Genomic DNA, 14,421 nt, shown 5'->3' with positions numbered 1-14,421 from the left:
CAGCCGGGGCAACCTGCCCGAGGACCTCGGGTTCGGCGCCGCCACCGGTCTCGTGCTGGAACTCGCCGCCTGGGCCCTGGCGGCGGCCACCGGCCAGCAGCACCTGCTGCGCTGGTGGGCGGCACCGGTGGTGCTGCTCTTCCTGGCCGTGCCGCGACTGCGTCGGCACTGGCGGATCGAGCGGCGCAACCCTCTGCCGCTGGCCTGGCACGTGGCGATGGCGGCGGTGCTGCTGCTGGTGCTGGCCTGGGCCGCTGTGCAGTGGCCCGGCAACCCGGTGCCACCGGCAGCCGACCACACCTACTATCCGGACCTCTTCTACCACCTGTCGCTGGTGCAGGAGCTGACCCGCGACATGCCGTTCGTACTGCCGCACGTGGCCGGGGAGCCGCTGCGCTACCACTACCTCTCCGACGCCCACATGGCCAGCGCCAGCATGATCACCGGCAGTTCGCCCGCGCTGGTGCTGCTGCGCCTGTGGCTGGTGCCGGTGGCGGTCACGGCCGTGCTCGTCAGCGCGGGAGTGGCTCGTGATCTGAGCCGGGTCTGGTGGACCGGGCCGGTCGTCGCCGCCGTGACGTACGTCGGGCTCCCGGTGGCACTCGGCTCGGCGTTGACCGACGCGGCCGGCGTCCTGTCCGTGGCCAGCCCGTCGCAGACGTACGTGCTGGCGCTCTTCGTCGCGCTCGTGGGGCTCTGCCTGGACGCCGTGCGCGGCCGGGCGCTCGGGCCCGGCTGGGCGCTGGTGCCGGCGTTCGGCCTGGCGTGCGCCGGGTCGAAGTCCAGCGCGCTGCCGGCCCTGCTCGCCGGCCTTGTGATCACTGCCGTGGTGACCGTGTGGCGGCGGGGTCGGGTGCCCTGGCCCACCGTCGTGGCGCTGGCCCTCCTGCTCGCGGCGACGGCCGTGGGCTACCGGCTCTTCGCCGGTGGCGGCGCGGGGACGCTACGGGTGCAGGTGTTCGGGCTGCTGCGCTTCATGCTGCCGTACGGGCAGACCTTCGGCGGCCACGACGGCACCCGCGCGGGCGGTCTCGTGCCGCCCGGGCTCGCCGCCGGTGGCGGGCCGGCCGGGCTCTTCGCCTGCGGCATCCTCGGCTGGTGGCTGCTGATGCAGGCGCCTCGGCTGGCCGGCACCTTGCTGCTGTTCTCCCGCCGGCACCGCGCCGACCCGGCGACCTGGCTGCTCAGCGGCACCGTTCTCGCCGGGGTGGGCGCCACCTGGGTGTTCCACCACCCGTCGGCCAGTCAGGTCTACTTCTGGCTGGCGGTGCTGCCGATCGGGGTGCTGCTCTCCGGTCACCTGCTCGCCGCCACGCGCCCCCGCTGGCCGGTGCTGGCCGTCGGAGCGTTGGCCGGCGTGGCGTTCGCTCTCGCCGTCCCAAAGGCCGGCAAGCCCTCCGCCTCGCTGCGCGGCTGGTGGGGGGCGTTGGCCGCGTCGGCGGGACGGTTCGCGGCGTTGGTGCTGCTCGCGGGCGTACTCGGTGTCCTGGTCGTTGTCCTGCTGCGCCGTCGGGACGGCGGTCGGTGGTGGGCGGCGGCGGTGGCCGCCGCCACCGCGGCGATCCTCGCGGCCAGCGTCGCGGTCGGCACCCAGGGGACGGTGTCGGCGGCGCTGCGGCTGCGCGACAGCCGGTCCACGGTGGCCGGCGTGCCGCCGACGCCGAGCGAGACGCGGTACGTGCTCACCCGGGCGGAGGCTCGGGCCGCCCTCTGGCTCGACGCGCACGCCGACGCCGACGACGTGGTCGCCACCAATGTGCACTGCCGACCGGTGCGGACGACGCGGCACTGCGACGCCCGCGCGTTCTGGGTGACCGGGCTGGGTGGGCACCGGGCGGTGGTGGAGAGCTGGGGTTACACCGACGCGGCGCTCGCCGCGCACGGTCGCTACGGACTGGGGTACGCCCGGCAGGACCCCCCCGACGCGGCGCTGTTCGCGCTCAACGAGCGGGTGTTCAACGCGCCCGTGGCGGCGGACCTGGACCGGCTGCGCCGGGAGTACGGCGTCCGGTGGCTGTTCGCCGACACCCGGGCCGGCCGCGTGTCGCCGGCCCTGGCCGAGCTGGCCCCGATCCGCCTGGTCTCCGGGCCGGTGATCATCTACGAGCTGCCCTGACCTGGGCCGGGCGGACTCCCGCCCGAGCCGGCCCGGTCCCGGCCGGCTCGGGCGGGTGACGGACAATGAGGTACGTGACGACGATCCCGAACGTGCTCGCCAACCGGTACGCCTCGCCCGAGTTGGTCGCCCTCTGGTCGCCCGAGGAGAAGGTCCGGATGGAACGGCGGCTGTGGCTCGCCGTGCTTCGCGCACAGCGTGACCTGGGCGTGGCGGTCCCGGACGGCGTGGTCGAGGCGTACGAGCGGGTGCTCGACCAGGTCGACCTCGCATCGATCGCCGAGCGGGAGCGGGTCACCCGGCACGACGTGAAGGCCCGCATCGAGGAGTTCAGCGCGCTGGCCGGGCACGAGCACGTGCACAAGGGGATGACCTCGCGGGACCTCACCGAGAACGTCGAGCAGCTTCAGGTGCGTGCCTCGCTGGAGCTGATCCGGGACCGGGTGGTGGCGACCCTGGCCCGGCTGGCGTGGCTCGCGTACGAGCACTCCGAGCTGGTCATGACCGGCCGCTCGCACAACGTGGCGGCGCAGGCCACCACGCTGGGCAAGCGCTTCGCGTCGGCGGCGGAGGAGCTGCTCATCGCGTACGACCGGCTGGAGGAGCTGATCGCCCGCTACCCGCTGCGCGGCATCAAGGGCCCGGTGGGCACGGCTGCCGACCAGCTCGACCTCTTCGACGGTGACGCCGACAAGGTGGCCGAGCTGGAGCGACGGGTCGCCGAGCACCTGGGTTTCTCGCGGGTGCTGGACAGCGTCGGGCAGGTCTACCCGCGCTCGCTGGACTTCGACGTGCTGGCCGCGTTGGCGCAGACCGCCGCCGCGCCGTCGTCGCTGGCCACCACGATCCGGCTGATGGTCGGCCAGGAGCTGGTCACCGAGGGCTTCAAGCCGGGTCAGGTCGGTTCCAGCGCGATGCCGCACAAGATGAACACCCGTTCGTCCGAGCGCGTGAACGGCTTCGCGGTCATCATCCGGGGTTACCTGTCGATGGTCGGCGAGCTGGCCGGCGACCAGTGGAACGAGGGGGACGTCTCCTGCTCGGTGGTCCGTCGGGTCGCCCTGCCGGACGCGTTCTTCGCCGCCGACGGGCTGTTCCAGACCTTCCTCACCGTGCTCGACGAGTTCGGCGCCTACCCGGCGGTGATCAACCGGGAGTTGGAGCGCTTCCTGCCCTTCCTGGCCACCACCAAGATCCTGGTGGCGGCGGTCCGGCGTGGCGTCGGTCGGGAGGTCGCCCACGAGGTGATCAAGGAGCACTCGGTCGCGGTGGCGCTGGCCATGCGCGAGAAGGGCGCCCCGGAGAACGACCTCTTCGACCGCCTGGCCGCCGACGGCCGCCTCGGCCTGTCCCGCGCCGACATCGACACCCTGGTAGCCGACCGCACAGCCTTCGTCGGAGCGGCCAAGTCCCAGGTGGAGTCGGTAACCCGCCGAATCACCAAGGTGGTGGAAACCCACCCCAACGCCGCCACCTACACCCCACCCCCCATCCTCTAACCCCCCCCGCCTCCCCCTCCCGCCCCCTCCCGCCCCCGGCTCACCCGTTGATCAAGAGGTTCGCGTCAATTTTGATCTCCCTGGTGACGCAAACCTCTTGATCAACGGGGTGAGGGTGGGGGTGAGGGGGTGGGGTTGGGGGGCTAGTCGCCGGTGGGGGTTTCGGCGGCTGTTCGCAGGGTTGGGGCGCTTGCTGGTTCGGCGATGCCGCCGAGGGACTCCGCGAACGCGGGGTCGGTGGCGGTGTCCGCCGCCACCGCTGGCTGGTCGGGCGGCATGACCGCGGGCATCGTCGGTACGGCGACGACCGCCGTGCCGTACGCGCAGATCTCCATCCACATCTCGCCGCAGTCCCGGCTGTCGAAGCGCATGCCGATCACGGCGTTCGCGCCGAGCCGCAGGGCCTCCTCGCCGAGGCGGGTCACCGAGTCGGTACGCCACCGGGTCAGGTTGTCGGGCGCCATCGGGTCGTACGCGCCACCGCGCAGGTTCTTGACCCCCTCGCGGTACGGGTTGCGCGTCCTGGCCATCGATGACACCACCTCACCGAGAATCTGGCGGATCTCGTAGCCGGGCAGTTGCTCTGTCGTCACGACCAGCACGTTTCCGATGCTGTCAGGAGTTGCGCGACCCGATCGTGTGCCGTGTTCACCTGATCGGATGCTGCAAAACGGCGCGGCGCGGACGGCCGGCGCGCGGCCGACCATCCGCGCCGCACGGGCGCTAACCGTCAGACACCGGCCACCGAGGTGATCCAGGCCCGGTTGTACGCGACGCTGCCGTAGTTCTGGATGTTGTAGCCGTCGGCCGTGGAGGCGACGCCGACCTGCTGGCCGTTGTAGAACTGCGGGCCGCCCGAGTCGCCCCGCCAGGCGTTGCCGTTGATCCGGGTGCTGCGGATGGCCTGGCCGCCGTACGCGTCGGTGACGTTGGTGCTGGTCACCTGGACGGTGGCGGTCTTGAGCTGGCTGGACGCGGAGCAGCCGCTGTAGCAGGTCATGCCCCACCCGTAGATCGAGTTGGTGGAGCCGACCGGCGGGTTGCTGCTCGCCAGGGAAACCGTCGAGGTGCTGACGGTGCTGGACAGGCGCATCAGGGCGAGGTCGTTACGGGTGTAGGTGGCGCTGACGGTGCGGGTGACCCCACCCGAGGCGCGGTAGACGCTGCCGACCCGGACGGACATCGTGCCGCTGATGCAGTGCCGGGCGGTGAGCACCCACTGCGCGGCGATCACGCTGCCCGAGCAGGTGAACGAGCCGTTGCTCAGCACGGCGGCGGCCCAGGGGGCGGACGAGACGGTGCCGCCGCCGATGATGGGCTGAGGGCCGGCCGGGGCGGCGGACGCGCCGGACGCGACGGCGAGGGCGCCGACCAGCGCCGTGCTGATCAGTGCCAGCAGGGGACGAACGCGCATCGGTGGACTCCTTGGGGCGGGTTGGGGCCCGGGGTCACCGGGTGGCCGGGGGCGGCGACGGGAGGTCCCCATCGCCGCCGCCATCGAGCCATGTCGATGTAATGTAGGGCTGGCGGGTATCGTTTTCAAGAAGCTGATCGACATCAATCAATGTAACGATTCGGCTACCCGCTGCGCCGTATATGCCCTGCTGAGGCGGCCTGTCCCGCGTTGCCGGGCCCCCTTGCCGCCCGTTATGTGGATCACTGCCTGGACTGCGCCCGGCCGGTGCGTCCGCGACGGAATCTGCCAGGTAGGCTGGCTGCGCTCGCCCGTTGTGGGTAGGCACCCAACTGCGTACACAGTCAGGAGTGCCCAGTGCCTCGCGTCGTCGTCGACGTCATGCTCAAGCCCGAGATCCTCGATCCGCAGGGCCAGGCCGTCGCAAACGCGCTGCCCCGGCTCGGCGTCAGCGACGTCGCCTCAGTCCGGATCGGCAGGCGGATCGAGATCGACTTCACCGGTGAACCGGACCTGGACCGGGCCCGGGAAATCGCCGACAAGCTGCTCGCCAACCCGGTCATCGAGGACTTCACCGTCCGCCTGGTCGAGACCGACGAGACCGCGGACGCCCGCTCGTGACCGCCCGGGTCGGTGTGGTCACGTTCCCCGGCTCGCTCGATGACGGGGACGCGGCCCGCGCCGTCCGGATCGCCGGCGCCGAGCCGGTCCGGCTCTGGCACGGCGATGAGAACCTGCACGGTGTGGACGCCGTCGTCCTGCCCGGCGGGTTCTCCTACGGCGACTACCTGCGCTGCGGGGCCATCGCCCGGTTCGCTCCGGTGATGGAGACGATCGTGGACGCCGCCCAGGGCGGCCTGCCGGTGCTCGGCATCTGCAACGGCTTCCAGATCCTCTGCGAGGCGCACCTGCTGCCGGGCGCGCTCACCCGCAACCAGCACCTGCACTTCCGCAACCGGGACCAGGTGCTGCGCATCGAGTCGGCCGGCACCGCGTGGACCAACGCGTTTCAGGCCGGCCAGGAGGTGCTGATCCCGGTCAAGAACGGCGAGGGCTGCTACGTCGCCGACACCGCGACGCTGGACCAGCTCGAAGCCGAGGGCCGGGTCGTCGCCCGCTACGTCGGCGGTAACCCGAACGGGTCGCAGCGCGACATCGCCGCGATCACCAACGCTGCCGGCAACGTGGTCGGCATCATGCCGCACCCGGAGCACGCGGTGGAGGCGCTCACCGGCCCCTCGCTGGACGGTCTCGGGTTCTTTACCTCGGTCCTCAAGCACCTGGTGGGGACCCCAGCGTGAGCATCGGTCAGCTCAACCGCCGGTCTGGCGGGCACGAGCGCAGCGAGGAGAGGTCATGACCACCCATCCGGACCCGGTACGGGACACTCCGGAGGCGTACTCCGCCCCGGCGCAGCCGACCGAGCCGCCGGCGCAGCCCACCGCCCCGGCGGCCGCTCCCGCGCAGCCGGCGAGCGTCGACTGGACCGACGGCGTGGACACCGTGCCGCGTGCCGGTGGCACCCCGGGCGAGCTGCAGCCGTACACCGAGCTGGGCCTGCGCGACGACGAGTACGACCGGATCCGGCAGATCCTCGGCCGCCGGCCCACCCAGTCCGAGCTGGCCATGTACTCGATCATGTGGAGCGAGCACTGCTCCTACAAGTCGAGCAAGGTGCACCTGCGCCAGTTCGGTGAGAAGGCACCGCACAGCGACCGCCTGCTCGCCGGCATCGGTGAGAACGCCGGTGTCGTGCAGGTCTCCGACAAGCTGGCGGTGACCTTCAAGGTCGAGTCGCACAACCACCCGAGCTTCGTCGAGCCGTACCAGGGCGCGGCGACGGGTGTCGGCGGCATCGTCCGGGACATCCTCGCCATGGGCGCCCGCCCGATCGCGGTCATGGACCCGCTGCGCTTCGGCGCGGCGGACCACCCGGACACCGCCCGGGTGCTCACCGGCGTGGTCGCCGGTGTCGGCGGCTACGGCAACTGCCTCGGCCTGCCCAACATCGGCGGCGAGCTGGTCTTCGACCCGTCCTACCAGGGCAACCCGCTGCTCAACGCGCTCTGCCTGGGCGTCCTGCCGGTCGACCGGCTGCAGAACAAGGCCGCCGCCGGCCCCGGCAACGTCGTGGTGCTGATGGGTGCCAAGACCGGCCGGGACGGCATCGGCGGCGTCTCGGTGCTGGCCAGCGCCACCTTCGACGAGGGCAGCGAGGCCCGTCGCCCGGCCGTGCAGGTCGGCGACCCCTTCACCGAGAAGCTCCTGATCGAGGCGTGCCTGGAGCTGTACGACGGCCAGCTGGTCGTCGGCATCCAGGACCTCGGTGGTGCCGGCCTGACCTGCGCGCTCACCGAGACCGCCGCCGCAGCCGGCACCGGCATGCGGGTCTGGCTGGAGCGGGTGCCGCTGCGGGAGCCCTCGATGGACCCGCACGAGATCCTGGCCAGCGAGTCCCAGGAGCGGATGCTGCTGGTCGTCGAGCCGGACAAGCTCGACGCGGTGCTCAAGACCTGCGAGAAGTGGGGCGTCCTCGGCACCGCGATCGGTGAGGTCACCGCCCCGGAGCCGGACGGCCGTCCCGGTCGCCTGCTGATCACCTGGCGGGACCACCTGGTCGTCGACGTGCCGCCGGGTTCGCTGGTGGACGACGGCCCGGTCTACGCCCGTCCGATGCGTGAGCCGGCCGACCTGATCCTGCTCCAGGCTGACCGTGCCGAGACGCTGCCCCGCCCGGCCGACCCGGACGCGCTGCGGGAGACCGTGCTGCGCATGATCGCGTCGCCGAACCTGGCCGACAAGACCTGGGTCACCGAGCAGTACGACCGCTACGTGCTGGGCAACACCGTGCTCGCCCAGCCGGAGGACGGCGGTGTGATCCGGCTCGACGAGCAGACCGGGCTCGGCGTGGCGCTGTCGGTCGACGGCAACGGCCGGTACGCCCGGCTCGACCCGTACAACGGTGCCAAGCTGGCCCTCGCCGAGGCGTACCGGAACGTGGCGGTGACCGGCGCGAAGCCGATCGCCGTGACCGACTGCCTCAACTTCGGCTCGCCGGAGGACCCGGGCGTGATGTGGCAGTTCGCCGAGGCCGTGCGCGGCCTCGCGGACGGCTGCCTGGAGCTGGGCATCCCGGTCACCGGCGGCAACGTCAGCTTCTACAACCAGACCGGTGCCGCGGCCATCCACCCGACCCCGGTGGTCGGTGTGCTGGGCGTGCTGGACAACGTGGCCGACCGGGTGCCGATGGGCTTCGTCCCGCGCCCCGGCGGCGACCACGACCAGCTCTACCTGCTCGGTGAGACGAACGTGGAGCTGTCCGGCTCGGAGTGGGCCTGGGTGACGCACGAGCACCTCGGCGGTATCCCGCCGCAGGTCGACCTTCTCCGCGAGAAGGCGCTGGCCGACCTGCTGGCCGAGGCTGCCCGGGTGGGCCACCTCAGCTCGGCGCACGACCTGTCCGACGGTGGTCTCGCCCAGAGCCTGGTCGAGTCCTGCCTGCGGCGTGGCGTCGGCGCCCGGATCGCCGTGCCGGAGCAGTTCGCCGAGGGCTCGATGCCCTTCGTCTACCTGTTCAGCGAGTCCGCCACGCGGGCGCTGGTGTCGGTGCCGCGTGGCCACGACAAGGCGTTCGCGGCGCTCTGCGCCGAGCGGGGCGTGCCGTTCGAGCTGATCGGTGTCACCGACCCGTCCGGCGGGGCGCTCGAGGTGCACGGGCAGTTCCGGATCGGCCTGGACGAGCTGCGCGCCGCGCACACCGAGACGCTTCCGCGCCTCTTCGGTGGCACCGCCGCCGTCGAGGCGGCGGCGGCCGACGAGGCGTCCGAGTCGGCCGCTGCCGCGACCGTGGAGCCCACCGTCGCCGAGGTGCCCGCCCCGGCCGCCGGCGTGGCGGGCGCGGTCGAGGCCGTGCCGCTGCCGGCCGCCCCGGCCGAGCCGGTGGACGCGTCGGAGGTGCTCTCCGAGCCGATCGCCTCGGCCGGCCCGTCCCCGCAGACCGGGGCTGTCGACCCGATCGGGTCGGAGCAGCCGTCCGAGTCTGGTTCCGGTGCCACCGAGCCGTCGCCTGACGAGCGCTGAGGCGTTGACGGCGGCCGTCTACGGCCAGCCCGGGTCAGGCGCCAGGTTCGACTGGGGCCTGACCGGGGCGGCCGAACTCGGCCGGGTCTGCGCGGCGCTGGTGGTGGTGGACGTGCTCTCGTTCACCACCGCCGTGGAGGTGGCGGTCGCCCGGGGTACGCGGGTTCACCCCTTCCCGTGGGGTGAGCAGGCCGCCGAGTACGCGCTGCGGGTCGGCGCGGTGGCGGCGGTCGGCCGTCGCCGGGTGACAGCCGAACACCCGTGGTCACTCTCACCCGCCGCGCTGAGCGCCGCGCCGGCCGTCGCGGACCTGGTGCTGCCCTCGCCGAACGGCTCGGCCATCAGCGCCGCCGCCAGCGCCACCGGGCTCCCGGTGGTCGCGGCGTGCCTGCGTAACGCGCGCGCCGTCGGGCGTTGGCTGCGCCGCCAGGGGTACGGCACGACGGACGCCCCGATCGGCGTCATCGCCTCCGGAGAGCGCTGGCCGGACGGGTCGCTGCGCCCCTGCGTCGAAGACCAACTCGGTGCGGCGAGCGTGCTGGACGCCCTGTCCGGGGTGCCGGGCGGTCTCTCCGTGGAGGCGGCTATGGCCCTCGCCGCGCTGGCCAGCACTCCGGACGTACCCGCCGCGGTACGCGGCAGCGTCTCCGGCCGGGAACTGACCGAGGGCGGCTTCGAAGCCGACGTCGACGTCGCCGTCCAGTTCGGCGTGTCCGACGTGGTGCCGGTCCTCCGCCAAGGCGTCTTCTCCGCCGCCTGACCCACCCCGAACGCCCCCGCCCTCCCGTCGCGCCCCCCGCCGCGCCCCCGCCCACCCCGGTGATCATGAAGTTATTGCCCCGACACGCCGCGTAAATGGGCAATAACTTCATGATCGACGAAGTGGGGCGGGGTGGGACGGGTGGGTGGGGTTACAGCGAACGGCCGCCCGGTTTTCTGGGCGGCCGTTCGCTGTGCGCTGTGGGTCGTGCTGGTGTTAGTCGTCCAGCCAGTCGAGGCGGCGGCCGCCGCGCTCGGTGGGCGGCGGACTGTCCGGACGGGTCCGGCCACCCTGCTGCTGGCCGTAGCCGCCCTGGTCGTAGCCCCGGTCGTCGTAGCCGCCGCGTTGCTGCGGGGGTTCCTGGCCGTAGCCGCCCTGGTCGTACCCGCCGCCAGTCTGGCCGTAGCCGCCCTGGTCGTAGCCCCGGTCGTCGTAGCCGCCGCGTTGCTGCGGGGGCTCCTGGCCGTAGCCGCCCTGGTCGTACCCGCCACCGGTCTGGCCGTAGCCACCCTGGTCGTACGCGTTGGTCTGCTGGCCGTAGCCGCCCGTCGGCTCCGCCCCACGACCGCCGCCGTACGGGGCGGTCGGGTCGGGCTGGCCGTAGCCCTGGCCCTGCTCCGGCTGGTACACGCCGGTGGCGTACGGGTCGGCCGGCGCCGGGTACTGGGTGCTGTCGCCGGTGTACCGGCCGGTCGGCTCGTCGAAGCGCTCGCCGTAGCCGCCGGCCGCCCCACCGGCGGGAGCCGGCGGGTAGCCGCCCGCGCCGGTGGGCGCGGTGTAGTCACGGCTGCCGTAGCCGCTACCCGAGGAGGGCGCGCCGCCGTAGCCAGCATCCGGGGCCGCAGTGCCGCCGTAGCCACCATCCGGGGCCGCAGCGCCGCCATAGCCCGCAACCGGGGCCGCGGCGCCGCCGTAGCCCGCGCCGGAACCGGGTGCGGCGCCGTAGCCGTCCGCGCCAGCGCCGTAGCCGCCGTCCGGCGTGGCCCCGGTGCCGTAGCCGCCACCCGAGGCGGGGGCGTTGCCGTAGCCGCCGTAGCCGCCCTGGGCGGGCTCCTCGTCGTAGCCGGTCCCGCCCCAGCCCTGCTGGCCCGCCGCGCCGTAGGGCTGCGCTGGCGCGCCGTACGGGTCCGGCGGGACGTCGTCGACGACCGGGCGGTGCATCATGGTCGGCGCCTCGCTCAGCGCCGCGCCGCCGACCATGGTCGGGTCGGGCGCGCCACCGGGGCGGTTGACCACCCGGGTCTGGTCGTCGGCCCCGCGGAAGGCCCCACGGGCCGCCGGCACCGCGCCGCCGGCACCGGCAGCGCCGCCCGCCGCCGGGTCGTCATCGTCGTCGCCGCTGTCGCGGCGCTTCATCCACAGCAGGACGATCGTGCCGACGCCGGCCGCGACGAGCAGGCCGCCGAGTAGGATGATCAGGTACGAGCCGAAGCCGCCGCCGTCGTCCTCTTCCTTGCTGGCGTTCGCCGGGGCGCCCGGGCTGGCCGCCTCGGAGGGCTGGTCCTCGGCACCCTCCTCGGTCGCCTCGTCGGTGGGGGTGGCGTCCGCGGTGGGCGACGGGGTGGCGCTCGGCGTCACCTCGACCTTGATCTCCAAGATGATCCGCTGGCCGGTGATGGTCTGCCCGGCGTTCGCGGTGAAGCTCTTGAACGCCTTGATGTTCTCGGAGGAGGCCCCCAGGTCGATTCGACCGGGAGCGATCGGGCTCTGACTGCTGCCCGTGAACTTGAAGTTGCCACTGCCATCGGCGACGGCGTCGTATCGGTGACCGGCGGTGTCCTGGAGGAGGACGAACGCGTTCGGTACCGGCTCGCCGTCGGCCTTCTTGACCACCTTGCCGGAGACCGACTTCACCGTCTGGTTCTGCTGCGGCGGGGGCGGCGATGCGGCCTTGGCAATTAGGTTGACGTTCGTCGACGCCTGACGCTCGTTCTTCTGGCCGGTGGAATTCACAGCCTTGATCGTGATGACCGCAGAGCCGTTGGTTGCGTCGTCGGCAAGCTGGAACGTGGCGTCAAAGGTGCCGCTCGTGTTGACCTGGTTGCGATTGCAGCCGTCGACGCACCTCAGCTTCGGGTTGTTCGAGCTGGCCGAGATGTCGGCATCATCAGCCCCTAGGGCGAAGTTGAGGGTGTAGCTCACCTTAGTGGTCTTGCCTGCCTCGACCGAACTCGGCGAGGCCGTAACGTTGTTGATGCCGGGCTCGGCCAGGGCTGGTGTGGCGGGGACGGCGAGCAGAGCGCCGGCAACCAGCGCTACGACCACACCGGCCCGCTGCTTCCAGGCACGTCGGTGTGTTGACACGTCCACCGCCTTCCGGGCTGACGTCCCTCGACCGGCGGGGCGCCGGGCCGGGGATCATCACGGTACGAATACGCCGTCGGCCACTATGCCTTGTCTCACTGGATCGGCGCGACCCAGGGCCAGCGTCAGGTGCTCCACCTGTGGGTCGTATCGTCCCGTCGTGTCCTCTCCGCACAGTAAGTCCACCGCCGTCGTGGCAGCTTTGTCGGCGCTTGACGAGGGGCGTACGCCCGAACGGCCGGTACTCCGGGAGGCGGTCCGGTCCTTGTTGGCCGTCCTCACGGAGCGCGCCCCCGGCCGATCGGTGGAGGTGCGGGTTCCACCATACGGTGCGATCCAGTGCGTCCCCGGTCCTCGACACACCAGGGGAAACCCGCCGAACGTGGTCGAGATGTCGCCGCAAACCTGGTTGGAGCTCGCCACCGGCCGGCTCGGGTGGGCCGATGCGGTCACCGATGGTCGTGTGCAGGTGAGCGGCATTCGGGCGGACATCTCGGCCTATCTGCCCCTCTAGCTTCGCCGATGTCCGAGTGATAGTGACTCTCGGCAGGGAAACCGTGACTATATGTATTGACGTTGACTCGCGTACACTGTCAGGCGACGAGAGTGGTCCCGGCCGAGAAGTGTGGATCCGACCCGTGATCCCCGCCAGGCCGGTCCAGACCAGCATGAGGGAGCGGTAGTGCCCCGAGGCGACGGCCGGCTGAGCCACGACCTTGACCCCCAACGACCTGGCCCCCAGGATGCCTGCGGCGTCTTCGGCGTGTGGGCCCCCGGCGAAGAGGTCGCGAATCTGACCTACTTCGGCCTCTACGCCCTGCAGCACCGTGGCCAGGAGGCAGCGGGCATCGCGGTCAGCGACGGTTCGGGCGTGGTGGTCTACAAGGATCTGGGCCTGGTGGCCCAGGTCTTCGACGAGCCCACCCTGGCCAGCCTGCGCGGCCACCTGGCGATCGGGCACGCCCGATACTCCACGACCGGCGCGTCCAACTGGGAGAACGCCCAGCCGACCATCCGGTCGACCGATTCCGGCACGACCATCGCGCTGGCCCACAACGGCAACCTGGTCAACACCGCCGAGTTGGAGAAGGAGGTCGCCGAGCGCGGCCTGGTCGCGGACGGCTCGACCAACGACACCTCACTGGTGACGATGCTGCTGGCCAGCCGCCCCGACCTGTCGGTCGAGGCCGCCGCGCTCGAGGTGCTGCCGCAGCTACGCGGAGCGTTCAGCTTCGTCTTCATGGACGAGTCGACGCTGTACGCGGCCCGCGACCCGCACGGCGTACGCCCGCTGGTGCTCGGCCGGCTGGAGCGTGGCTGGGTGGTCGCGAGCGAGACCGCCGCGCTGGACATCGTCGGCGCGAGCGTGGTGCGCGAGATCGAGCCCGGCGAACTGATCGCGATCGACGAGGAGGGGCTGCGGTCCACCCGCTTCGCCGCGCCCGAGCCGAAGGGCTGCCTCTTCGAGTACGTCTACATCGCCCGCCCCGACGCGACCATCGCCGGGCGGAACGTGCACGCGGCGCGGGTGCAGATCGGCCGCCAGTTGGCCAAGGAGCATCCGGTCGAGGCCGACCTGGTCATCCCGGTGCCCGAGTCCGGCACCCCGGCCGCGATCGGGTACGCGGAGGCGTCCGGTATCACCTACGGCGCGGGCCTCATGAAGAACCCGTACGTGGGGCGGACCTTCATCCAGCCGTCGCAGACCCTGCGTCAGCTCGGCATCCGACTCAAGCTCAACACCCTGCGGCAGAACGTGCGTGGCAAGCGGCTGGTGGTCGTGGACGACTCGATCGTGCGCGGCAACACGCAGCGGGCCATCGTCCGGATGTTGCGCGAGGCGGGGGCGCTCGAGGTGCACGTCCGGATCTCCTCCCCGCCGGTGAGTTGGCCGTGTTTCTACGGCATCGATTTCGCCACCCGGGCGGAGCTGCTGGCCAACGGGTTGGATAACGACGGCATCCGGCGTTCCATCGGCGCCGACACGCTGGGTTACGTGTCGCTTCCCGGCCTGATCGCCGCGACCGAGCAGCCGAAGACCCGGCTGTGTCGGGCGTGTTTCGATGGTGAGTACCCGATCGAGCTGCCGGCCGGCAACCTGATCGGCAAGCATGTGCTCGAAGGGATGGGCCGCCGGGTCGCCAACGCGACGCCGGAGGCTCCGGAGAGCTTCGGCTCACTCGTCGCCACTCCGGGTGGCGTGACCGCAAACCGCCCGTAGCACCAACCGGCGCGGCCCGGCCACCGC

11 protein-coding genes are annotated in these 14,421 nt (G+C 72.2%); 8 read left to right on the top strand and 3 right to left on the bottom strand.

Annotated elements, in window-relative coordinates; all coding sequences use genetic code 11:
- Both ACLQ25_RS09890 and purB read left to right on the top strand, forming a co-directional pair.
- A partial coding sequence (locus ACLQ25_RS09890) for a hypothetical protein (protein ID WP_425730595.1) occupies window positions 1–2,116 on the top strand: 2,116 nt, incomplete at its 5' end.
- Between the two features lie 74 nt (window positions 2,117–2,190).
- Entirely contained in the window at window positions 2,191–3,615 is a 1,425-nt protein-coding gene (purB, locus tag ACLQ25_RS09885; RefSeq protein WP_425730594.1) for an adenylosuccinate lyase, read from the top strand.
- A 143-nt stretch (window positions 3,616–3,758) separates the two neighbouring features.
- Here purB and ACLQ25_RS09880 read toward each other — a convergent pair whose 3' ends face one another.
- Entirely contained in the window at window positions 3,759–4,322 is a 564-nt protein-coding gene (locus tag ACLQ25_RS09880; protein WP_425730593.1) for a YbjQ family protein, read from the bottom strand.
- 23 nt (window positions 4,323–4,345) lie between these two features.
- Window positions 4,346–5,029, bottom strand: a complete 684-nt coding sequence (locus ACLQ25_RS09875) for a S1 family peptidase (protein WP_425730592.1) — start codon at window positions 5,027–5,029, stop codon at window positions 4,346–4,348.
- 357 nt (window positions 5,030–5,386) lie between these two features.
- On the opposite strand from ACLQ25_RS09875, the gene purS reads away from it, so the two are divergent.
- The 4 genes from purS to ACLQ25_RS09855 are packed head-to-tail and all read left to right on the top strand — an operon-like array spanning window position 5,387 to window position 9,869.
- The gene (purS, locus tag ACLQ25_RS09870) at window positions 5,387–5,650 is read left to right on the top strand and encodes a phosphoribosylformylglycinamidine synthase subunit PurS (protein ID WP_007454310.1); all 264 of its coding nucleotides are present in this window, start codon (window positions 5,387–5,389) and stop codon (window positions 5,648–5,650) included.
- Window positions 5,647–6,330 (top strand): phosphoribosylformylglycinamidine synthase subunit PurQ, encoded by a 684-nt coding sequence (purQ, locus tag ACLQ25_RS09865; protein WP_355048413.1) that lies wholly within the window; start codon window positions 5,647–5,649, stop codon window positions 6,328–6,330. The genes purS and purQ overlap by 4 nt, the downstream gene beginning before the upstream one ends.
- A gap of 55 nt (window positions 6,331–6,385) precedes the next feature.
- Window positions 6,386–9,109 carry a phosphoribosylformylglycinamidine synthase subunit PurL gene (gene purL, locus ACLQ25_RS09860; protein WP_425730591.1) on the top strand — a complete coding sequence of 908 codons (2,724 nt, stop codon included), beginning with the start codon at window positions 6,386–6,388 and terminating at the stop codon, window positions 9,107–9,109.
- Between the two features lie 4 nt (window positions 9,110–9,113).
- Window positions 9,114–9,869: a 2-phosphosulfolactate phosphatase gene (locus ACLQ25_RS09855; protein WP_425730599.1), complete on the top strand. Its 756-nt coding sequence runs from the start codon at window positions 9,114–9,116 to the stop codon at window positions 9,867–9,869.
- Between the two features lie 216 nt (window positions 9,870–10,085).
- Here the strand turns inward: ACLQ25_RS09855 and ACLQ25_RS09850 are convergent, their stop codons facing one another.
- On the bottom strand, window positions 10,086–12,173 hold the full coding sequence (locus ACLQ25_RS09850) for a carboxypeptidase-like regulatory domain-containing protein (RefSeq protein ID WP_425730590.1): 2,088 nt from the start codon (window positions 12,171–12,173) through the stop codon (window positions 10,086–10,088).
- Window positions 12,174–12,333: 160 nt separating this feature from the next.
- On the opposite strand from ACLQ25_RS09850, the gene ACLQ25_RS09845 reads away from it, so the two are divergent.
- A complete protein-coding gene (locus ACLQ25_RS09845; RefSeq protein WP_425730589.1) occupies window positions 12,334–12,687 on the top strand; it encodes a sterol carrier family protein in 354 nt (117 codons plus the stop codon).
- Window positions 12,688–12,855: 168 nt separating this feature from the next.
- On the top strand, window positions 12,856–14,394 hold the full coding sequence (gene purF, locus ACLQ25_RS09840) for an amidophosphoribosyltransferase (protein ID WP_425730588.1): 1,539 nt from the start codon (window positions 12,856–12,858) through the stop codon (window positions 14,392–14,394).
- The last annotated feature ends 27 nt before the right edge of the window (window positions 14,395–14,421 follow it).

This window comes from Micromonospora sp. DT44 (assembly GCF_049841635.1).
Lineage (GTDB): Bacteria > Actinomycetota > Actinomycetes > Mycobacteriales > Micromonosporaceae > Micromonospora.
The sequence above is the reverse complement of the archived record's forward strand: the minus strand, read 5'-3'. Positions and strand labels throughout refer to the sequence as shown.

What these genes read in the sequence shown, in the direction of transcription:
- ACLQ25_RS09880 (WP_425730593.1), bottom strand. Translation starts at nt 4,322, where the DNA reads ATGGTCGGCCGCGCGCCGGCCGTCCGCGCCGCGCCGTTTTGCAGCATC.
- ACLQ25_RS09875 (WP_425730592.1), bottom strand. Translation starts at nt 5,029, where the DNA reads ATGCGCGTTCGTCCCCTGCTGGCACTGATCAGCACGGCGCTGGTCGGC.
- purL (WP_425730591.1), top strand. Translation starts at nt 6,386, where the DNA reads ATGACCACCCATCCGGACCCGGTACGGGACACTCCGGAGGCGTACTCC.